Source organism: Streptomyces sp. YKOK-I1 (assembly GCF_054660435.1).
The window spans coordinates 7718079-7739474 of record NZ_BAAGDR010000001.1 but is presented as its reverse complement, the minus strand read 5'-3'; the positions used below and the strand labels follow the sequence as shown (position 1 = coordinate 7739474).

14 protein-coding genes are annotated in these 21396 nt (G+C 69.7%); 3 read left to right on the top strand and 11 right to left on the bottom strand.

Annotated elements, in window-relative coordinates:
* Positions 1 to 131 precede the first annotated feature (131 nt).
* The 4 genes from ACYQ8Q_RS34450 to ngcE form a co-directional block, all read right to left on the bottom strand.
* Positions 132 to 1331: an ROK family transcriptional regulator gene (locus ACYQ8Q_RS34450; protein ID WP_460070536.1), complete on the bottom strand. Its 1200-nt coding sequence runs from the start codon at positions 1329 to 1331 to the stop codon at positions 132 to 134.
* A 316-nt stretch (positions 1332 to 1647) separates the two neighbouring features.
* Positions 1648 to 2574, bottom strand: a complete 927-nt coding sequence (locus ACYQ8Q_RS34445; RefSeq protein WP_460070535.1) for a carbohydrate ABC transporter permease — start codon at positions 2572 to 2574, stop codon at positions 1648 to 1650.
* 2 nt (positions 2575 to 2576) lie between these two features.
* The gene (locus tag ACYQ8Q_RS34440) at positions 2577 to 3503 is read right to left on the bottom strand and encodes a carbohydrate ABC transporter permease (protein ID WP_460070534.1); all 927 of its coding nucleotides are present in this window, start codon (positions 3501 to 3503) and stop codon (positions 2577 to 2579) included.
* A gap of 6 nt (positions 3504 to 3509) precedes the next feature.
* Complete coding sequence (gene ngcE, locus ACYQ8Q_RS34435) at positions 3510 to 4973, bottom strand: N-acetylglucosamine/diacetylchitobiose ABC transporter substrate-binding protein (protein WP_460070533.1); 1464 nt, start codon at positions 4971 to 4973, stop codon at positions 3510 to 3512.
* A gap of 310 nt (positions 4974 to 5283) precedes the next feature.
* Between ngcE and ACYQ8Q_RS34430 the strand changes: the two genes are divergently transcribed.
* Together ACYQ8Q_RS34430 and ACYQ8Q_RS34425 are read left to right on the top strand one after the other, a co-directional pair.
* A complete protein-coding gene (locus tag ACYQ8Q_RS34430) occupies positions 5284 to 9054 on the top strand; it encodes a GH92 family glycosyl hydrolase (RefSeq protein WP_460070532.1) in 3771 nt (1256 codons plus the stop codon).
* Positions 9051 to 11006 (top strand): alpha-glucuronidase, encoded by a 1956-nt coding sequence (locus ACYQ8Q_RS34425; RefSeq protein WP_460070531.1) that lies wholly within the window; start codon positions 9051 to 9053, stop codon positions 11004 to 11006. The genes ACYQ8Q_RS34430 and ACYQ8Q_RS34425 overlap by 4 nt, the downstream gene beginning before the upstream one ends.
* A gap of 6 nt (positions 11007 to 11012) precedes the next feature.
* Here the strand turns inward: ACYQ8Q_RS34425 and ACYQ8Q_RS34420 are convergent, their stop codons facing one another.
* From ACYQ8Q_RS34420 to ACYQ8Q_RS34395, 6 genes are read right to left on the bottom strand one after another with little or no spacing between them, the layout of a single operon-like run.
* Positions 11013 to 13064, bottom strand: a complete 2052-nt coding sequence (locus ACYQ8Q_RS34420; RefSeq protein WP_460070530.1) for a beta-galactosidase — start codon at positions 13062 to 13064, stop codon at positions 11013 to 11015.
* Positions 13061 to 13741, bottom strand: coding sequence for a hypothetical protein (locus ACYQ8Q_RS34415; protein WP_460070529.1), 681 nt, complete (start codon positions 13739 to 13741; stop codon positions 13061 to 13063). Before ACYQ8Q_RS34415 ends, ACYQ8Q_RS34420 begins: the two co-directional genes overlap by 4 nt.
* Positions 13738 to 15291: a GH39 family glycosyl hydrolase gene (locus ACYQ8Q_RS34410; RefSeq protein WP_460070528.1), complete on the bottom strand. Its 1554-nt coding sequence runs from the start codon at positions 15289 to 15291 to the stop codon at positions 13738 to 13740. The genes ACYQ8Q_RS34415 and ACYQ8Q_RS34410 overlap by 4 nt, the downstream gene beginning before the upstream one ends.
* Positions 15288 to 16943 (bottom strand): ABC transporter substrate-binding protein, encoded by a 1656-nt coding sequence (locus ACYQ8Q_RS34405; protein WP_460070527.1) that lies wholly within the window; start codon positions 16941 to 16943, stop codon positions 15288 to 15290. Before ACYQ8Q_RS34405 ends, ACYQ8Q_RS34410 begins: the two co-directional genes overlap by 4 nt.
* Before the next feature lie 21 nt (positions 16944 to 16964).
* The gene (locus tag ACYQ8Q_RS34400; RefSeq protein WP_460070526.1) at positions 16965 to 17843 is read right to left on the bottom strand and encodes a carbohydrate ABC transporter permease; all 879 of its coding nucleotides are present in this window, start codon (positions 17841 to 17843) and stop codon (positions 16965 to 16967) included.
* Complete coding sequence (locus ACYQ8Q_RS34395) at positions 17840 to 18826, bottom strand: ABC transporter permease (RefSeq protein ID WP_460070525.1); 987 nt, start codon at positions 18824 to 18826, stop codon at positions 17840 to 17842. Before ACYQ8Q_RS34395 ends, ACYQ8Q_RS34400 begins: the two co-directional genes overlap by 4 nt.
* Positions 18827 to 19055: 229 nt before the next feature.
* On the opposite strand from ACYQ8Q_RS34395, the gene ACYQ8Q_RS34390 reads away from it, so the two are divergent.
* Positions 19056 to 20057: an acetylxylan esterase gene (locus ACYQ8Q_RS34390; RefSeq protein ID WP_460070524.1), complete on the top strand. Its 1002-nt coding sequence runs from the start codon at positions 19056 to 19058 to the stop codon at positions 20055 to 20057.
* A gap of 57 nt (positions 20058 to 20114) precedes the next feature.
* On the opposite strand, the gene ACYQ8Q_RS34385 is transcribed toward ACYQ8Q_RS34390, so the two are convergent.
* Complete coding sequence (locus tag ACYQ8Q_RS34385) at positions 20115 to 21197, bottom strand: lytic polysaccharide monooxygenase (protein ID WP_460070523.1); 1083 nt, start codon at positions 21195 to 21197, stop codon at positions 20115 to 20117.
* Between the last annotated feature and the right edge of the window lie 199 nt (positions 21198 to 21396).

The following is a 21396-nucleotide window of genomic DNA, read 5'->3' as shown; positions in this document are numbered from 1 at the left end:
CGTTCATTTTGGGGTGTGCCTCCCTGACAGGGCCGCAACGCTGCGGCCGAGGTGGCTCGAAGTCAACTCGGCCGCAAGTTCGACGTCAAGAAGTAAATACTTAACGAGATGGCAACGGCGTCATTCGTTCTCTAAGTGAAGGCAGGTGTCGCGCTGGACAGGGTACCGTCCAAAAGGGTCGAATCACCCATCTCGCTGAGCGCGAGAGCGAGTGCTCCGAGCACCTCGGCACGACCGCCAAGCGCCCCCGGGAGAACGGAAAGTTGACGCGCCGCACTGGGGATCGCATAGCGGCCGACGGACTCTCTGATGGGACCGAGCACCAGCTCACCGGCCTCGGCGAGATCACCGCCCAGGACCACCCGGCTCGGGTTCAGCAGGTTGCAGAGATTGGCGACTCCACTGCCGATATGGCGGCCGACGTCGGCGATCACGCGACGGCAGCCCGGGTCTCCGCCCCTGGCCAGCCGCACGACGCCCTCCATCGTGAGGTCCGTGCCGTGGCTGGACTGGAGCAACGGCAGCACATAGCGCGCGGCCGCGAAGGTCTCCAGGCAGCCCCGGTTGCCGCAGCGGCAGACCGGGCCGGATTCATCGAGTGTAATATGTCCGATTTCTCCTGCGGTGCCACCCGGGCCGCGATAGATCTTCCCCTCGATCACCAGACCGGCCCCCACACCGCTCGCGACCTTGATGTAAGCAAGATCACGAACGCCCCGGCCACTGCCCCAGACCAGCTCACCGAGGGCGCCGAGGTTGGCGTCGTTGTCCACGTGCACGGGCACACCGAGGCGGCCTCTGAGCTCCTCGGCGGGTCTGGTGCCGATCCAGCCGGGGAGGATGGCCGAGGAGCCGAGGGTGCCGGACTCCAGCTCGATCGGGCCGGGCACGCCGAGCCCCACTCCCGCGATCTTCGAGTGGTCCACGCCGGTCGCCTCGATCAGCCGCATGACCAGCTGTTCCGCCCGGTCGAAGCCCTGCGTCGAGGAGGCGTCCACATCCAGCGGCTCGGACTCCTCGGCGAGCACCTGATGGGCGAGATTGCCGAGCGCGACGCGTAGATGGGTGTGGCCGAAATCCACCCCGATGACAATGCCGGCGTCCCCGCTGAGCGATACACTCCGCGCCCTGCGTCCGCCCGCCGACGTGGGCGTGACCTCGACGGTTCCGCCGTCCTTGAGCTCGCGCACGATGTTGGAGACGGTCGCGGCGGACAGCCCCGTCGTCCGGGCGATCTCGGCCTGCGTCAGGGACCCGGCCAGCCGCACGGCGCGTACGACCCGCTCCAGGTTGGCCCGATGCAGCGACGACTGCGACCCCGGAGTCTCCACGACGACCTCCTGCGCGCGGGACCGCTTCGATGAGGTCCCGTCTATGTCCAACTAGTGAACTCTAAGCTGAGCCGTTCGGGTCCACTCCCGTCAAGAGGTTGAACAGTATCCGCACGCTCGAACAAGCAGACCCGCGCTCACCCGAGAGAGCGTCGCGGGGTGTGCGGGGGTGGCTGCGGGGCGTTGCGGAAAGTGGCATTCCGGGTGTGAAGGACTTCGGAGCGTGGTGATCAAAAGGGGGGACAGTCAGTGAAAAGCGGCGTACACGACAACACGCGCACCGGAGGTCCGTGTACGCCGCATGAAGACGCCGGGTTTACTTCAGGGCGCCTGCTGTCAACCCCTGCACCACCTGCCGCTGGAAGACGACGTACGCCGCGAGCACCGGGAGCATGGCCATGACCAGGCCGGCGAAGAGTCCCGACCAGTCCCCCTTGTAGCCCTGACTGACCGCCAGCTGGACGAGCCCCTGGGTGAGGACCCGTTTGTCGGGGTCGGTGTTGAGGACCGTGGGCAGCATGTACTGGTTCCACTGGCCGAGGAAGTTGAAGATGCCCACGCTGATCAGGCCGGGCTTCGCCATGGGCAGCATGATCTGGAAGAAGATCCGGGTGTGCGAGGCGCCGTCGACGAACGCGGCCTCCGCCACCGAGGCGGGCAGGGTGCGGAAGAACGCCGTCAGGAAGAACACGGTGAACGGCAGCGAGTAGGCGATGTAGACCAGGATCAGGCCGTGCAGGGTGTTGAGCAGCCCCATGTTGTTCACCACGTAGAACAGCGGGACCAGCGCCAGCATGACGGGGAAGCTCATGCCCCCGATGAACAGGTAGTAGATGAACCGGTTGCCGGGGAAGTCGAAGCGGGCGAGGACATAGGCCGCCATGGAGCCGAGGACCAGGGTGCCGAGGAGCGAACCGCCCACCACCAGAACGGTGTTGAGGAAGTAGCCGCTCATGTTGGCCTCGGTCCAGGCCCGTGACCAGTTGTCGAGGTGCAGGGTGCGGGGCAGCGCCCAGGGCGAGGAGAAGATGGACCGGTCGTCCTTGAAGGAGGTCATCACCGCCCACAGCAGCGGCAGTACGACCATCACGGCCCACAGGAGAAGCAGGCCGTGCGAGAAGACGTTCAGGACCCGGCCCTCGGACCTGCGGGCCGGGTCCGGCCGGCCGGGGCGCCCGTCCGCCTTCGTGACGGTCACCGGGACGGGAGCCGGGGGTTCGGTCGTCGGTTCGCTCGTCTTCATCGTCAGTACTCCAGCCGCTCGCGCCGTCCGAGCCGCATCACGACGGCGGCGAAGGCCAGCGTGACGACGAGCAGGGCGACGCCGATGGTGGTGGCGTAGGCGGCCTGACCGTCACGGAACGCCTTCTGGTACACGTACAGGACCAAGACGGTGGTCGAGTAGTCGGGGCCGCCGGGACCGGTCGTCATGATCTGCACGACCGCGAACGACTCCGCGCCGAGGGCGAGGATGCCCAGGTACACCCAGCCCGACTGCACGGTGTCCCAGAGCAGCGGCAGGGTCACCCGGAAGAACGTGTCCACCCGGGACGCGCCGTCGAGGAGGGCGGCCTCGTACAGGTCGGCGGGGATGGAGGCCATGCCCGCCGAGAACAGGACCACGAAGAAGCCGACCGTGGACCAGACGAGGACCGCCATCACGCACCACAGCGCGAGATCCGGATCGCCGAGCCAGAGCGGCTGGACGCCGCCCAGCCCGATGCCGCGCAGGAAGGAATTGATCGCTCCGCTGTCCGGGTTGTACGCGAAGGCGAACAGCAGCGCGACGATCGCGATGGACAGCACCTGCGGGAAGAAATACACGATCTTGTAGAAGGAGGAGCCCCGGACGCCGGAAACGGCGGGGCCTCCCTCTCTTCGCCGCCCGCCGACATTGATCATGAAGGACAGGAAAAGCGCGAGTCCGATCGTCACCAGGGGCACGAGGAGTGCGAACAGCAGACTGTGCCACAGGGACTTCCAGAAGATCTGGTCGTCCAGCATCCTGCGGTAGTTCCCGAGGCCGACCATCTTGAATTCGGGACTCAGACCGGTCCAGTCCGTGAACGAGTAGGAGATGGACTGGATGAACGGCCAGATCACGAAAAGCGCGTACAGTCCGAGAGGGAGCGCCAAAAACCCCACGATGAACCGGTATTTGCCGTGCTGCATCGCCACCTACTGGTGCTTGTAGTGCTTGATCGAGGTGTCCTTGGCGGCGGCGTCGGCATATCCCTGGATCTTGGCGATGGCTTCCGCGGGAGTGAGCCGTCCGGCCATCATCTCGCCGAGACCGCCGACGCCGATCTGCTCCTTCTGCAACTGGACGTACCAGTCCTGCATCCGCGGGTTCAGCACGTTGTCGCCGGCCTTCTCCAGTGCGGCGACACCGGACTTCAGACCGGGGGTGAGGGTGATGCCGTCGGTGCCGCCGTTGTACGCCGTGAGCGACTTGACCTTGGCGGTGAAGTTCCTGGAGGAGGCCTCGCTGAGCATGATCCGCAGTTGCTCCATGCCGCCGGAGCCGTTCTTGGCCTTGGCGGGGACGACGAAGGGCTCACCGCCGGAGGCCCAGATGGTGCCGAAGGGCATGGCGTCGGAGGAGTCGATGCCGGTGGGCGCGGAGACGGCGAGGTCGAAGTCGGCCGGGATCACCTTGGCCGACTCGTTCTCCACCCAGGAGCCGTTGGGGAGGAACAGGGCCTTGCCCTCGGCCCAGGCGGTCTGCGACTGGATGTGGTCCAGGCCCGGGGTGCCCTTGAGGACGTACCCCTTCTTGTAGAGCTCGTAGTACGCCTCGAAACAGGCCTTGACGGCGGGGTGTTTCCAGGCGTTCGGCTCCAGGTTGTCGATGGCGTCGAGGACTTCACGGCCGCCGACCTTGCCGATCATCGGATAGAGGGAGAACGGGAGGTAATACGGGTATTTGCCCGCGTACGTCCAGCCGGCCATGCCCTTCTTCCTGGCCTTCTCACAGACCGCGAGCATCTCGTCCCAGGTCTCGGGATAGGCGGCGTCCAGCGAGTCCAGGGCCTTCTGCGAGTACCAGACGCCGTAGACGGTGTAGGCGTAGTACATGATCCAGACCGGGTCGCCGTCGAACTGGCCCATCTCGACGATGCCCGGGCGCAGGGTGTCGCGGACCTTCTTGGCCGGATCGTCGTACGACGGGGCGTCCAGCAGCGGGGTGAGGTCGGCGAGCTGCTTCTTGCCGACCAGGACGCCCATGTCCATCTGCTCGGCGCCGGAGTTGTCGATGAGGTCGGGCGGGGTGCCCTGGTTGAACCGGGGCTGGAGCGTGGACTGGATCTTCTGGGTGGCCGAGAACTTCACCTTCGCCTTCGGGAAGTCCTTCTCGTAGATCTTCACGGCGTCCTCGGCGTACTCCTTGCCGAAACCGCCGTCGAACAGCACGAATTCCATCTGCGCGGTCTCATTGACCGCGAGAGGGTTCTTCGCCGTCTTCTTTCCGGCCTTGGCCTTGTCCTCGTCACCGGCGCCGCTGCTCGCGCACGCGGTCAGAAAGCCGAGCGCGGGGACGGAGACCAGGCCGAGTGCGGCGGACCGCCTGATCAGATCGCGGCGGCCGAAACCCGCCGATTCGCCGTTCACGGCACCGGAGTGTGCGGAGCTGGATCCCATCCTCAAGTCCTCGCCTTCTCAGGTCGGGCAGAGTCATTGCGGGTCGCGTGAATCGCCGACAGGTATAGTCCACTCCCCTCCGGCGGAGCAAGATCGAGGGCACGGTCGGCCATCGGTCTTTTCCGAGTTGAGACCTCCCGGAAATATGAAGCATCCCGGGCCGCCCTGCCGGAAAAATCCACGACATGTGCCCCGTCCGGCGCAATCAACATCCTTGACATCACCCCTCACTTGGCCCCCTACTAGGGCTGCGCACCACACTGGACAACGTTGTCCAAGGCCCTGGTCCGGGCGGGGAGGATGCACACGCATGCAGTGGTTCGGACGGTTACGCGCGGTGGCGGTCACGGCCGCCCTCGTCATGACGGTCGGCGCTCCGACGGCGGTCGCCCGGTCGGCGCACCTCCCGCCGCCCGCCCGGGCGTTCGCCTCCTCGTTCGAGGCCGGCCAGCCCGCCCCGGACTGGACCAGCACGTCCGAGCGGGCCTTTGGGGTCGACGGAGGCTACGCGACCGGCGGGCTGCCCGGTGAGGTGACCGACCGGGTCACCGGGGTCCGGGCGAGCGCCGAGAACACCGGGGGCGGCGAGGTGAAGGAGAACCTGGCCGACGGCGAGCCGAGCACCAAGTGGCTGACGTTCGCGGCCACCGGCTGGGCCGAGTTCGACCTGGACTCCCCGGCCGCGGTGACCATGTACGCGCTCACCTCGGCCAATGACGTCGCCGAACGCGACCCGGCCGACTGGACCCTGAGCGGCTCGGCGGACGGCGGCACCTGGACGGTCCTCGACAGCCGCTCCGGCGAAGACTTCACCGAACGTTTCCAGACGAAGACGTACACCCTCGCGGCGCCGGCCGAGTACCGGCACTTCCGGCTCGACATCACCAGGAACCACGGCGCCGACATCCTCCAGCTCGCCGATCTGCGGCTCGCGACGGGCGGGAGCGAGGGGCCGGTGCCGCCGGACATGCTCACCGCCGTCGACCGGGGCCCGAGCGGCTCCCCGACGGCGAAGGCGCGGGCCGGGTTCACGGGGGTGCGGGCGCTGCGGTACGCCGGGCGCCACACCGCCGCCGGACGGGCGTACGCGTACAACAAGGTCTTCGACGTGAACGTCCGGGTCGGCGCCCGGACCCGGCTCGCGTACCGGATCTTCCCGCAGCTGGCCGACGGCGAGCGGGACTACGCGGCGACGAACGTCTCGGTCGACCTGGCGTTCACCGACGGGACCTACCTCAGCGGGCTCGGCGCGGTGGACCGGTACGGCTTCCCGCTGTCGCCGCGCGGGCAGGGCGCGGCGAAGGTGCTGTACGTCAACCAGTGGAACGACGTGGAGTCGGCGATCGGGTCCGTGGCAGCCGGGAAGACGGTCGACCGGATCCTGGTGGCCTACGACTCCCCCGGCGGCCCGGCGCGGTTCCGCGGCTGGGTGGACGACATCGCGCTGGGCGCGGTCGCCCCGGAGCCGGTGCGGGCGCATCTGTCGGACTACGCGGTGACCACGCGGGGGACGAACTCCAGCGGGGGCTTCTCGCGCGGCAACACCTTCCCGGCGACGGCCGTGCCGCACGGGTTCAACTTCTGGACCCCGGTGACGAACGCGTCCTCGCTGAGCTGGCTGTACGACTACGCGCGGGGGAACAACGCGGACAATCTGCCCACGATCCAGGCGTTCGGCGCGAGTCATGAGCCGAGCCCGTGGATGGGCGACCGGCAGACCTTCCAGGTGATGCCGTCGGCCGCGGCGGGCACCCCGGACACCGGGCGGACGGCCCGGGCGCTGGCGTTCCGGCACACGGAGGAGACCGCGCGGCCGTACTACTACGGAGTGCGCTTCGAGAACGGGCTCAGGGCGGAGATGGCCCCGACCGACCACGCGGCCGCCCTGCGCTTCACCTACCCGGGCTCCGACGCGAGCGTTCTGTTCGACAATGTCACCGACCAGGCGGGGCTCACGCTCGACCGGGCCTCGGGGATCGTCACCGGTTACTCGGACGTGAAGTCCGGGCTGTCGACGGGCGCGACCCGGCTGTTCGTGTACGGCGAGTTCGACGCCCCGGTCACGGACGGGGCGTCGAACGGGGTCAAGGGCTATCTGCGGTTCGACGCGGGCGCCGACCGGACGGTCACCCTGAAGCTGGCGACCTCTCTGATCAGCCTCGACCAGGCGAGGGACAACCTGCGCCAGGAGATCCCGGTCGGCACCGGCTTCGACACGGTGAAGCAGCGGGCCCGGCAGCAGTGGGACGCGCTCCTCGGCAAGGTGGAGGTCGAGGGAGCCACTCCGGACCAGCTGACGACCCTCTACTCCAGCCTCTACCGGCTGTACCTGTATCCCAACTCCGGCTTCGAGAAGGTCGGTTCGACGTACCGGTACGCCTCTCCGTTCTCCCCGATGGAGAGCCAGGACACCCCGACGCACACCGGCGCGAAGATCGTGGACGGCAAGGTGTACGTCAACAACGGCTTCTGGGACACCTATCGGACGACCTGGCCCGCGTACGCCCTGCTGACGCCCACTCAGGCGGGCGTGCTGACGGACGGTTTCGTGCAGCAGTACAAGGACGGCGGCTGGACCTCGCGCTGGTCCTCGCCCGGATACGCCGACCTGATGACCGGCACCTCCTCGGACGTGGCCTTCGCCGACGCCTATGTCAAGGGCGTCCGCTTCGACGCGAAGGCGGCCTACGAGGCGGCCCTGAAGAACGCCACCGTCGTCCCGCCGTCCTCGGGCGTGGGCCGCAAGGGCATGGCGACCTCCCCCTTCCTCGGCTACACGAGCACGGCCACCCACGAGGGACTGTCCTGGGCGCTGGAGGGCTACCTCAACGACTACGGCATCGCCCGCATGGGCCAGGCCCTGTACCGGACGACCGGCGAGCAGCGGTACGCGGAGGAGTCGGCGTACTTCCTCAACCGCGCCCAGGGGTACGTGAACCTGTTCGACACCCGGGCGGGCTTCTTCCAGGGCCGGGACGAGGACGGCTCCTGGCGCGTCGAGTCGTCGCGGTACGACCCGCGGGTGTGGGGCTACGACTACACCGAGACCAACGGCTGGGGCTATGCCTTCACCGCCCCGCAGGACAGCCGGGGCCTCGCCAACCTGTACGGCGGCCTGGCCGGCCTGGCGGAGAAGCTCGACACGTACTTCGCGACCCCCGAGACCGCCTCGCCCGAGTTCGTGGGCTCCTACGGCGGGGTCATCCACGAGATGACGGAGGCCCGCGACGTCCGGATGGGCATGTACGGGCACTCCAACCAGGTCGCCCACCACGCGATCTACATGTACGACGCGGCCGGGCAGCCCTGGAAGGCGCAGGCGAAGGTCCGCGAGGTGCTGTCGCGGCTCTACACCGGAAGCGCGATCGGACAGGGCTACCACGGCGACGAGGACAACGGCGAGCAGTCGGCCTGGTACCTGTTCTCCGCGCTCGGCTTCTACCCGCTGGTGATGGGCAGTGGCGAGTACACCGTCGGCTCCCCGCTGTTCACGAAGGCGACCGTGCACCTGGAGAACGGCGGGGACCTCGTGGTGAAGGCCCCGAAGAACAGCGCGCGAAACGTCTACGTCCAGGGCCTGAAGGTCAACGGCCGTACCTGGACGTCGACTTCGCTCCCCCACGCACTCCTCGCCAAGGGTGGCACCCTGGAGTTCGCCATGGGTCCGCGCCCCTCGGCCTGGGGCGGCGGGAAGGACGCGGCGCCCGTGTCGATCACCCGCGACGACCGGGTGCCGACGCCTCGGACCGACGCGCTCACCGCCTCCGGGGCCCTGGCCGACAACACCTCCGGGACGGCCGCGACCGTGTCCGGCGCCGTCGCCCTGCCGACCGGCGCTGCCACGAAGGCCGTGCAGTACACGCTGACCTCCGCCGAGCGGGCGGCGGCGCCCAGGAGCTGGCGGCTGGAGGGCTCCGCCGACGGGACGACGTGGAAGACCCTGGACCGCCGCAGCGGCCAGACCTTCGCCTGGGACCGGCAGACGCGGGCGTTCGGTGTGGAGTCGCCGGGTAGGTACGCGAGGTACCGCTTGGTGTTCGACGGTGAAGTCCGTCTGTCCGAGGTGGAGTTGCTCTCTTGAACGGGATCGATCCCGGCTGGCTGCCCCCGGAGGCCTTTCGGCCGCTGGGGGCCCGGCGCGTCCTGATCCGGGGCTCGGGTGCCCTGGCCGACACCGTGCGCCGCGAAGTGTCCGACGCCTGCGCACGGTTCGGCGGGGAGATCGTCCGCGACGGTCCGTGCGACCTCCTGCTGGAGGCGGCCGACGGCGAACCCGTGGGCGGCGAGGAGGAGTTCACGATCGAGCGGGAGGACGGTACGACGACCGTCACCGCCTCCGCCGGACACGGGCTGCTCCACGGTCTGTTCCAGGTCGTACGGCTCGGCGAGGATGCCTTCTCGGGCGCCTTCCCCCGGGAGGCGCACCGTCCCGCGACGGCCCTGCGGATGCTCGACCACTGGGACAACGTGGCCGTGCACCCGGTCATGGGCCAGGTGGAGCGCGGCTACGCGGGCGGTTCGCTGTTCTGGCGGGACGGACGGGCGCGGGAGGACTTCGACCGGATCCGGGCGTACGCGAGACTGCTCGCCGCCTGCGGGATCAACGCCGTGTGCGTCAACAACGTCAATGTGCACGCGGTCGAGGCACGGCTGCTGACCGACCGGATCGGCGACGTCGCGGCGATCGCGGCCGAGTTGCGGCCGTACGGCATCCGGACGCATCTGTCGGTGACCTTCGCCGCGCCGGTCGTGCTCGGCGGGCTGTCCACGGCCGATCCGCTCCAGGAGGCGGTGCGGCAGTGGTGGGCGGGGGCCGTGCGCGGGGTGTACGAGGCGATCCCCGACTTCGGCGGGTTCGTGGTGAAGGCCGACTCCGAGGGCCAGCCGGGGCCGTTCACCTACGGGCGCAGTCACGCGGACGGCGCGAACCTGCTGGCCGGCGCGCTCGCCCCCTACGGCGGCACGGTGCACTGGCGGGCCTTCGTCTACGACCACCGGCAGGACTGGCGCGACCGCAGGACGGACCGGGCGCGGGCGGCGTACGACCATTTCGCGCCGCTGGACGGGCAGTTCGCCGGCAACGCGGTGCTCCAGGTCAAGCACGGGCCGATGGACTTCCAGGTGCGCGAGCCGGTCTCACCGGTGCTCGGGGCGCTGTCGCGGACCCGGCATGCGGTGGAGGTGCAGGCGACCCAGGAGTACACGGGGCAGCAGCGGCACGTGTGCTGGCTCGGGCCGATGTGGAGCGAGGTGCTGCGGTTCCGGCCGGAGGGCGAGGGCGGGCCGAGCGTGGGCGAGTCGGCGCGTGATCTCGTCGCCGTGTCGAACGCGGGCGACGATCCGTTCTGGACGGGGCATCCGCTGGCGCAGGCGAACCTGTACACGTTCGGCAGGCTGGCCTGGCGGCCGGACGCCGATCCGTACCGGGTCCTGGACGAGTGGATCGGCTTGACGTTCCCGTCCGCGCCGCGGCGGCTGGCCGACGGGCTGCACGCGGTGCTGGACGGCTCCTGGCGGACGTACGAGAAGTACACGGCCCCGCTCGGGGTGGGGTTCATGGTGCAGCCCGGGCATCACTACGGGCCGAGCGTCGACGGCTACGAGTACAGCCCGTGGGGCACCTACCACTTCGCCGACCGCGACGGTGTCGGCGTCGACCGCAGCGCGGCGACCGGGACGGGGTACGCGGCCCAGTACGGCGGGCCCTGGGCCGAGGTGTACGAGTCCGTCGCGAGCTGTCCCGACGAGCTGCTGCTGTTCTTCCACCATGTGCCGTACGGGCATGTGCTCAGCAGCGGGAAGACCGTGATCCAGCACATCTACGACACGCGTTTCGAGGGGGTCGAGGAGGCCGAGGAGGCCCGCCGGGTGTGGGCGGGCCTCGCCGGGCTGATGGCACCGGCCCGGCACGGGCGGGTGGCGGAGCTGTTCGAGGAGCAGGTGCGCAGTGCCCGTGAGTGGCGGGACCACCTCAACAGCTACTTCCTGCGCAAGTCCGGGGTGCCGGACGCCCATGGGCGGACCGTCCACTGAAACCGTCTACCGCAGCCGCAGCACCACGACGCCGAGCGGGTCGAGCGGGAGCGGCTCGCCCTGCGCCACCGGCTTTCCGGTGAGCAGGTCGACGGCGGCCGTGTGGGCGGCCGGGCGGACCGGGCGGGTGGTGTGGTTGAGGAGGAACAGCAGACGGGTGCCGTCCGGCGCCGTACGGTGTGCGGTCTCCAGTCCACTGTATGCGGTATACGGTCCGATCAGGCCGTGCCGGGCGAGGACGGAGCGGACCACCCGGTCGACGCCGGGCTGGTCGAGGGCCGTGGCGACGTACCAGCCCTCGCCCGCGCCGAAGGCGTGCCGGGTCACCGCCGGGGTGCCCTCGTAGAAGTCCGCGCGGTAGGTGCCGACGGCCTCGGCGCCGCGCAGCCGCACCAGTTCGAAGACCAGTCGTGCCTCGCAGAGCGTGCCCGCCAGCTCGACGGGCTGGACGACGTCCGCGGGGCGGGCGTCCCACTCGTCGATCCGGATGCCCAGGAGCGGGGCCAGGGGGCCGGGGACATCGGTGAGGAAGGCCCGGTCGTGCGCGTCGGAGCGGGCGCTGAGGAAGGTGGCGAGGACGGTGCCGCCGCGCCGGGCCAGCTCCTCCAGGCGCTCGGCCAGGTCGCCCTTGATCAGGTGCAGGACGGGAGCGAGGACGACGTCGTACGGGGTGAGGTCGGCGGTGACGGGGACGATGTCCACGTCGGCGCCGGCCTCCCGGGCGGCCCGGTAGTAGGAGTGCACGACGTCCAGGTAGCGGACCAGACGGGAGGGGCCGTCGGAGATCTCCAGGGCCCACCAGCTGTCCCAGTCGAAGAGGAGGGCGGTACGGGCGGGGGTGCGGGCGCCCAGGGTGGCGGTGCCGATGACCTCCAGCTCCCGCCCCAGGGCGGCGACTTCCTGGAAGACCCGGGTGTCGTCGCGGCCCGCGTGGCCGATGACCGCGCCGTGGTACTTCTCGCAGGCGCCGCGTGAGGCGCGCATCTGGAAGTAGAGGGCCGCGTCGGCGCCGTGGGCGATCGCCTGGAAGGTCGCGAGCCGCAACTCCCCCGGTCTGCGCAGGGGATTGACGTCACGGCAGGCGGTGGTGGACGGGGTCTGCTCCATCAGCCAGAACGGGGTGCCGTCCTTGAGGCCGCGCATCAGGTCGTGGGCGAGGGCCGCCCGCGTGGGCGGGGCGTCCAGCGGGGGGTAGTTGTCCCAGGAGGCGAAGTCCAGGTGGGACGCCCAGCGATGGTAGTCCAGCGGCCGGTAGGCGCCCATGAGGTTGGTGGTGACCGGGGTGTCCGGGTCGTGGGCGCGGATCGCCTCCTTCTCGGCGGTGAAGCAGCCGAGCAGGGCGTCGGTCATGAACCGCTGGTAGTCGAGGGTGATGCCCTGGAAGGCGGTGTGGTCGGGGCCCCGCCAGTGCTCGGTGAGGGCGCTGGGCGGCTCGATCTCGTCCCAGTCGGTGTAGCGGTGCGACCAGAAGGTGGTCCACCAGGCGTCGTTGAGGGCGTCCAGGGTGCCGTACCGCTCGCGCAGCCAGCCCCGGAAGGCCCCGGCGCACCGCTCGCAGTAACAGGCGCCGCCGTACTCGTTGTTGATGTGCCAGGCCAGCAGTGCCGGGTGGTGGGCGTACCGTTCGGCGAGACGCCCGGCCAGTGCGGTGGCGAGCCTGCGGTACGCGGGTGAGCTGGGGCAGAAGTTGTGGCGCTGACCGTAGCGGTGCCGACGGCCCTCGAAGTCGGTGCGGTTGACCTCGGGGTGGGCCTTGGCCAGCCAGGGCGGGAGGGCGGCCGTGCCGGTGGCGAGGCAGATCCGGCGGCCCTCGGCGGCGGCCCGGTCGAGGATGCGGTCGAGGACGGTGAAGTCGTAGAACTCCTCGCGGGGTTGGGTGAGGGACCAGGTGAAGACGCCGACGGTGAGGGTGTCGATGCCGGCCCGGTCGAAGAGCCGGTGGTCCTCGTCCCAGACCTGCTCCGGCCACTGCTCGGGGTTGTAGTCGCCGCCATAGGGGATCTTGGGGGTGCGCGGGAGGTGGGCGGGGCGCGGGGGGTTCTGGCCGGGCTGGCTCATTCGGTGAAGTCCTCCTCGGTCTCGGCGGTCACCGGGCGGCCGGCGTGCAGCAGGGAGAGCAGCAGCGGGGCGGCGAGCAGGGCGGGCAGGGCCTCGGTCAGCAGGGCGGTCAGTCCGGCGGCGAGGACGAGCAGGGAGCCGAAGGCCAGGGTGGCCTTCCCGTGCCGGACCGTGAAGTACGCGGCGAGGCGGGCGGTGTCGCGGGCGCGGAAGCTGAACAGCGAGGTGAGCAGCAGGGCGTGGGCGCCCCAGAGCAGGCAGGCCACGCCGATGAGCGCGAGCAGGGCCGCCCACCAGCGGGGCAGGCCGGTGGCGGAGAAGTGGGTGAGGGTGAAGGCGATCACCGTCAGCCAGGCCAGCAGGGGGGTCCAGAGCCTGAGGACGGGGACGGCGTTGAGACGCCAGCCCCGGCCGTAGGCGCGGGCCGGGTGCAGATCGGTGAGGTCGCGGCTGCGGTGGTGGAGGGCGTACAGCGCGGCGGCGGAGGCCGGGCCGAGCGGCAGCAGACAGAGGGCCGCGAGGGGCAGGTTGGCGGGGTCGGGGCCGAGGAGGAGCAGGCCCGCGAGGCCCGGGGCCGCCGTCGCGAGGAACAGCGCCTCGACGGTGAGCAGGGTGTGGACCAGGGCGGCGGCGCGGGAGAGGACCCCGGTGCCGAAGTCGGTCGCCGTGGCGCTCATGAGGGCTCCCGGCCCAGCAGCCGACGCTCGTCCCACCACGGCGGTGTCTCGTCCCTGACCGGGGTCAGTTCGACGAGGGTGATCTCATGGCGGGCGAGGGTCAGGTCCAGGGTGGTGCGGCCGTCGTGGACGGGCAGCCGCCGATGGCAGCGGGCGGGCTCGGCGGCCTCGTGCAGGACGTCGAGCTGGGCGAGGCCCGGGGAGCGGGGGCTGCCCATGTGCCGCCAGGCCGTGTATGCGTTGCCCCGTTCATCGTCGACGGTCGACCGGCGAACGAATACCTCGCCCTCGCCGCGCCCGTCCCCGCCCCCGTCGCCCGCCCCGTCGCCGGCCCCGCCCACCGGCAGCGACAGCCGCAGGGCGTGCCCCTCGGGGCCGGGTGTCCCGCCGGCCGGGTCGACCGGCGCCCAGGCGAGGACGGTGACCCGGCCGTCCTCGTGCCGGGTGACGAGATGGTCCTCGCCCCGGGCGAGCAGATCGGGGCCCATCCGGGCCATGAACGCGTACAGGTGGTAGGTGGGCTTGCGGACCTGCCGGTGGGTGAGCAGTCCGAAGCCGCCGTGGAAGAGGGCGGTGGGGACCCCGGCCTCCTCGAACATGTCGCTGAACGTCCAGTAGGAGAACGAGTCGACGAGGTCGCCGCCCCGGGCCAGCACGGGGGCCAGATACGCGGCGTGGAAGGCCGTGTCGTGGACCGGGTTGTCGGGGCGGTAGGAGGAGTTGAACTCGGTGATGTGCACCGGCAGTCCGGCCAGCCGGGTGCCCTTGAGGCGGTCCCGCGGGGTGGCGAACTGGTCCAGCAGGTCGGTCGCCGGGGCCAGGGTCTGGTGGACGCCGAACGGCACGTGCTGGGCGGGGCCGGAGGTGTAGGCGTGCTTGGAGACGAAGTCGACGGGCACCTCGCGGTGCGCGGCGAACTCGGCGAACCGGTCCAGCCAGTCGTCGGCGCCCGGGGAGATCGCGGGGCCGCCGACCTGGAGCCCGGCGTCCACCTCCTTGACGGTGTGCGCGGTCACCTCGTAGAGCCGGTGGTACGCCTGCTCGTCCGCGCCCTGCCAGAAGTCGGCGAGGTTGGGCTCGTTCCACACCTCGATCGGCCAGGTGCGCACCTCGTCGACGCCGTAGCGGTCCACGAGGTGGCACAGGGTCGCCCGGACGAGGTCGGCCCATTCCCGGTGCGAGCGGGGCGGGGTGACATGGCCCCGCCACCAGAAGACCGTCTGGTCGCCGGACGCCAGCTCCTCCGGCATGAAGCCGAGTTCGAGGAACGGGCGGACACCGAGCGCCAGATACGCGTCGATCACCTGGTCGACGTAGGTGAAGGAGTGGTGGACGTGCCGGGTGCCCGCGTGCTCGTAGGGGCGGTACACGCCCATGCCGTCGCTGAGCAGGCCGTGGCCGCGGATGTACCGGAACCCGATGTCGCGCCGGAGGAGGGCGAGGGAGTCCTGGTAGTCGCGGCGCAGGGCGAGTTCGATGCGGCCGGTGCCGACGCAGGTCCGCCAGGCGTCGGAGAGCCGGCCGGCCGGGGCGGCGGGGACGCGGATCACCGGTTCTCCTTCGTGAAGCGGTCGCGTGCCTTGTTGTGCAGGTCTACGAGCCGGTCCATGTTCTTGGCCTTCAACTCGGCCACATAGGAGTCCCATTCGGACAGCGGGCGCTTGCCGAGGGCGAACTTCAGGGTGTTCTGGACGACGTGGTCGCGCAGCGGGGTGTCCCAGAGGGTGGCCTGTTCCTGCTCCACGGACTGCAGCGGATGGGCGGGGCCGATGGGGAGTTGTTCGCGCCGGGCCATGGCGTCCTGGAACTTCTTCTCGTCGGGGCCGAAGGACGAGGAGACGAGGGCCCAGCTGCCGCCGTAGGTGAAGACGCCGTTGAAGAAGCCGTAGTCCTTCTGGAGGTCCTTCGGGGCGTCCGGGTCGGAGCCCATCAGGCTGATGCCGGGCTTCAGCTCGTAGGTGTCGCCCGAGCGGGTGTACGTGGTGCCCTCGACTCCCCACTTGGCGAAGCGCTGGCCCTCGTCGGAGTACCAGAGCCAGTCCATGAACTGGATCATCGCGACGAAGGTGTCGCTCTTGAGGGCCTTGGCGGCGATCATGACGCCGTTCTCCAGCCGGGCCCCGCCGATCACCACCGGGCCGGCCGGGCCGAGCGGCACCGGGACCATCTCGATGGTCGCGCCCTTGACCTGCTTCTCCAGGTTGTAACGGTAGTTCTGGACCAGCTCCTGCGGATTGGCGCTGATCGCGAAGGACTTCTCACCGAGCAGTTTCTGCACCGCGTCGTCGTCGGTCTGGGTGAAGCTCTCGGGGTCGATCAGCTTCTCGGCGACCAGCTTCGCCAGATACTCGACCATCTGGCGGTAGCCGTCCGAGGCGCCGGTGAAGACGAAGGCGTCCTCCTTGGCGTCCCAGCTGATGTTGTCGTACGTCCAGCCCGCCCTGACGCCGTACGCCTGGCCGAGGTAACTCATCAACGCGGCTGCCGGATACGGGGTGTTGATGCTCCAGCGGTCGGAGAGCGGATAGCGGTCGGGGTACTCGGCGCGGATCGCCCCGAGGACCTCGTACACCTCGTCCCAGGTGGTGGGCAGGGCCAGGCCCAGCTTCTGAAGGACGTCGGTGCGCAGCGACAGCGAGTAGCCCGACTTGACCTTCTCGTGCAGTCCGGGCAGCAGGTAGTACTTGCCGTCGGCCTGGCGGATGGAGTCGAGTTCCGGCTCCAGCTTCCACTTCCTGACCTTGTCCTGGTAGTTGGGCATCAGGTGCACGTACTCGCTGACCGGGAGGATCGCGCCGGAGGAGACGAAGGCGACCTCGGAGGGGTGGTACGTCTTGGGGATCAGGAACGGGGCGTCGCCCGCGCCGATGAGGACACTGCGCTTCTTCTCGTAGTCGGCCAGCGGGACCGCGATCGGCTTCAGGGTGACGCCGGTGCGCCGGGTGAGTTCCTTCCAGAACAACCAGTCGTTCTTCAGGGGGTAGTTGGGGTTGTTGTTGTGCAGCACCGAGAACGACAGCGGTTTCGCCGCCTTGAACTGCTCGCCGACGCGGTACTCCTTCATCGCGCCGTCCCGCTTCTTGGAGAGGTCCTTGGAGTCCCCTCCGTCGTCGCCGCTGCCGCAGCCGGTGAGCCCGGCGAGGCCGATGAACCCTGCGGCGGCCAGGATCTGACGCCGTGACAGCTGACCTGCGTTCTTCACGGATACTCCCTAGTTGGGCGCTCAGCCCTTGACGGCGCCGAGCATCACGCCGGAGACGAAGTAGCGCTGGACGAACGGGTACACGCAGAGGATGGGCAGCGAGGTGAGCACGATCGTGACCGCCTGGATGTTCGCGCCGACCTGGCTGAGCTGCTCGGTGGCGGCGCCCGCGTTGCCGCCGGTGGTGGCGCCCGCGATCATGTTGCGCAGATAGACGGTGACCGGCATCAGCTCGGTGCGGTCCATGTACAGGTAGGCCGAGAACCAGGAGTTCCAGAAGGACACCGAGTAGAAGAGCACCATCGTCGCGATGACCGCCTTGGACAGCGGCAGCACGATCCTCAGCAGGATGCCGTACGTGGTGAGCCCGTCGATCTCGGCGGCCTCCTCCAGTTCGGTCGGCAGCCCCTCGAAGAAGGCCTTCATCACCAGCAGGTTGAAGACGCTGATCGCGTTGGGCAGGGCGATCGCCCACACGGAGTTCTTCAGGCCGAGACTGGTGACCAGGACGTAGTTCGGGATCAGTCCGCCGGTGAAGAACATGGTGAACACGGCCACCCCGACCAGGACGCCCCGCCCCTTGAGCTGCCGCTTCGACAGGACGTAGGCGTAACAGGTCGTCAGCACCATGGCGACGACGGTCGACACGACCGTGTAGAGCACGGTGTTGCCGTAGTTGCGCCAGAACGTCGTGTCGTGGAAGACGATGTCGTACGTGGTGAGGTTGAACCCCTTGGGCCACAGGGTCACTTCACCGGCGCGGATCTGGCGCTCCCCGCTGAAGGAGCGGGCGACGATGTTGGCGAACGGGTACAGGGTCACAAGGACGACCAGGGTCAGGACCACCCCGTTGACGCCCTGGAAGACCCGGTAGGAGCGGCTCTCCCGCCGGGCCCTCACCACAGGCTCGTCCCCACCGTGCGGCGCGACAGCTGGTTCGCGGAGGTCACCAGCACCAGCCCGATGACCGCCTCGAACAGGCCGATCGCGGCGGCGTAGCTGAAGCTGTTGGACTCCACGCCGGCGCGGTAGAGGTAGGTGGAGACCACGTCGGCCGTCGGATAGGTCAGCGCGTTGTACAGCAGCAGGATCTTCTCGAAGCCGACCGCCATGAAGGTGCCGATGTTGAGGATCAGCAGGGTGATCATGGTGGGGCGGATGCCGGGCAGGGTGACGTGCCAGATCTGCTGCCAGCGGTTCGCGCCGTCGATGCGGGCGGCCTCGTAGAGGTCCTCGTCGATCGTGGTGAGGGCGGCGAGGTAGAGGATCGTGCCCCAGCCGGCGGTCTGCCAGATCTCCGAGCCGACGTAGATGGTGCGGAACCAGCCGGGTTCCTGGACGAACCGGATCGGGTCGTGGCCGAACCAGCCGAGGGCGTGGTTGACCGGGCCGTCCACGGAGAGCATCTGCAGGGTGATCCCGGCGACGATCACGATCGACAGGAAGTGCGGCAGATACGACACCGACTGCACGAACCGTTTCAGCGAGCGTCGGCGCACCTCGTTGAGCAGCAGCGCCAGCACGATCGGGACCGGGAAGCAGAACAGGAGCGTCAGCGCGCCCAGCCACAGGGTGTTGCGGAAGACCTGCCAGAAGGTGGGGTCGGTCAGGAACATCCGTACATAGCGCAGCCCCACCCACTGTTCGCCGAGGAGGGAGCCGCCCGGTTCGAACCGGCGGAACGCGATGACGTTGCCGATCATCGGCAGATAGCGGAAGACCAGGAAGAACAGCAGGGGCAGCACGGCCAGCGAGTACAGCCGCCAGTCCCGGCGCAGTGTTCTGCGCCATCCGGGACGCCGGGGCGGAGGGTCGGGGCGGACGGGTGCCCGGGGCGGGTCCTCAGTGCCGGGCGGTGGGGCCGGTGTGGTGGAGGTGCTCATGCTCGGGCCTCCCGTGACGGGAACGCGATACCGAAACTTTCGAGCTTCTTACCGGTAACTTCGCGGCAACTTAGGGGCACTCAGAAAGCGCTGTCAATGGGTGCGGCACGAGACGCCGGAGGCGGATGGCGGGCATGGGAACACCTCCGCGCGGGGTAGAACCTCCAAGCGCAGCCCCGACCGCCTCCGCAACTTTCCCTGTCCGGACCGATTCCTGCGAGGTGCCCTCGTGCCCGCGTTCGACCTGCCGCCGAGCGAGCTGGAGACCTACCGCTTCCTGCCGGAGGAACCCGCCGACTTCGACGAGTTCTGGCAGAACACCCTCAAGGACGCCGCGCAGTACGACGCGTTGGTGTCGGCCGACCCGGTGGGCACCGGTCTACGGCTGACGGAGACCTGGGACGTGACCTTCCGCGGCTTCGCCGGCGACCCGGTCCGCGCCTGGTACTCCCGCCCGGCCGGGGTCCGCGACCCGCTGCCCGCCGTCGTCGAGTACGCCGGCTACGGCCGTGGCCGGGGCCTCCCCCATGAACGGCTGACCTGGGTGAACGCCGGGTACGCACATCTGCTGATGGACAACCGCGGCCAGGGCGACCAGTACGGCAACGGCGGCTCGACCCCCGATCCGCACGCCCAGGCACCCGGTGGCCCCGGCCCGGCCGTACGCGGTCTGCGGGCCCCGCGGGACTGTCACTACCGGCGGCTGATCACGGACGCCGTCCGAGCGGTGGCGGCCCTGCGCGCGCTGCCCGGGGTGGACGCCGGCCGGATCGCGGCCGTCGGCAACAGCCAGGGCGGCGGACTCGCGCTGGCCGTGGCGGGTCTGCTGCCGGACCTCGCCGCGGTCCTGGTCACGGCTCCGCTGCTGTGCGGGATCCGCCGCGCCCTGGACCTCACCGACGCGGGCCCCTACGGCGAGATCGCCGCGTATCTCGCGGTGCACCGCGGCACCGAACAGGCCGCCTACCGCACCCTCTCCTACATCGAGGGCGTCTCCTTCGCCCGCCGGGCCCAGGCCCCGGCCCACTTCGGCACCGGGCTGCGCGACACCGTGTGCCCTCCGAGCGGGACGTACGCGGCCTTCAACCGGTACGGCGAGCTGAGCGGCGGCGCGGATCCGCGCCGGGAGATCCACGTGTACCCGTTCAACGGGCACGAGGGGGGCGAGGCGGAACAGGTGCGACGCCAACTGCACTGGCTGGAAAGGGTGTGGGAGGAGCGGGACGCATAGACCGACGGACCCGGTGGGCGTGGGGTGCCCACCGGGTCCGCCCCGTGCGGGGTCCGGTCAGCCCACCCGACAGGGCAGGCTGGTGGCGCTGTCACCTCCCGAGCCGGAGACGACGTATCCGAAGGTCGTGCTCTGGCCCGGACTCAGGGAGCCGTTCCAGTCGGCGTTGTGGACCATCACCGCCTGGCCGTTGTAGGTGGCGTTGCCGTTCCAGAGACTGTTCACCGTCTGGCCGGCGGGCAGGGTCCAGTCGACCATCCAGCCGAGCATGGGGACGTCACCGGAGTTGGTGACGGTCACCTCGGACTGGTAGCCGCCGTTCCAGCTGTTGGTGGTGCGGCGGGTGGCGGTGCAGGTGCCGGGGACGGGCTCGTTGGGGTTGCCCGGCTCGTGGATGCCGGTCACCTCACCGTTGCCGCCGTCGAAGACGACGTCGGAGCAGGAGTAGAAGGTCTCCTGGCTGTCGGAGCGCTGCCAGACCATGTAGATGATGTGGCGACCCGACTTGTTCGCCGGGAGCTGACCGGTCCAGGAGTAGTTGGCCTCGACCGTGCCCGGGGAGCCGTTGAGCGGCGGGTGGTCGACGGAGAGGAAGGGCTGGTCCTCCATGTCGTTCCAGGTGAGTGTCTTCGTCGGGTCGAAACCGTCCTTGGTGACGTAGACGTAGAACCAGCCCGGGTGTGCGGCCCAGGCGTTGTAGGAGAAGTCGACGGTCGCGCCCGAGGTGAGGTGGGTCAGCGGCCAGTCGTTGCGGGCGGCGTTGAAGCCGGTGAAGTTGGTGTTGCCGCCGCTGCACAGCTGGCCGTCCGGGACGAAGCCGCGGGTGCGGCCGGCGCCGTCGGAGCGCAGCACGGAGAACCAGTTGTAGAACGGTGTGGTGCCGCTGACCTGCTGGGCGTTCTTGCAGGCCGGGTTGACCGGCTTGATCTCACCGGTGTCGGTCAGCGCGTCCTGCCAGCACAGGAAGGTGCGGCTGCCGGGTTTCATGGGGGTGCCGTGGGCCTCGGCCGGGCCGCCGGTCGTGACGATCAGGCCGATGGCGGGGACGGTGGCCAGCAGGGCCAGGAGGACGAGGAGGAGGGCCCGGGAGCGTAACCGGGCTGCTTTCTTCGCTGAGCTTGTCGTGATCATGACAGACATGGCGAGTCCGTCCTTCCGTGTACGGACCGTGCAGGTGGGGGTGGGTGGCGCGGGGTGCGGGTACGCGAGGCGGGAGCGGTCCGTGTCCGGGCCTCCGGCGGGTTCCGGTCCGTCGGGGACCCGGATATGGGAGCGCTCCCACCTCGTCTGTGGCGGAAGGTAGCGCCGTACGGCCGACTTGTAAACGGTCTCGTACGGT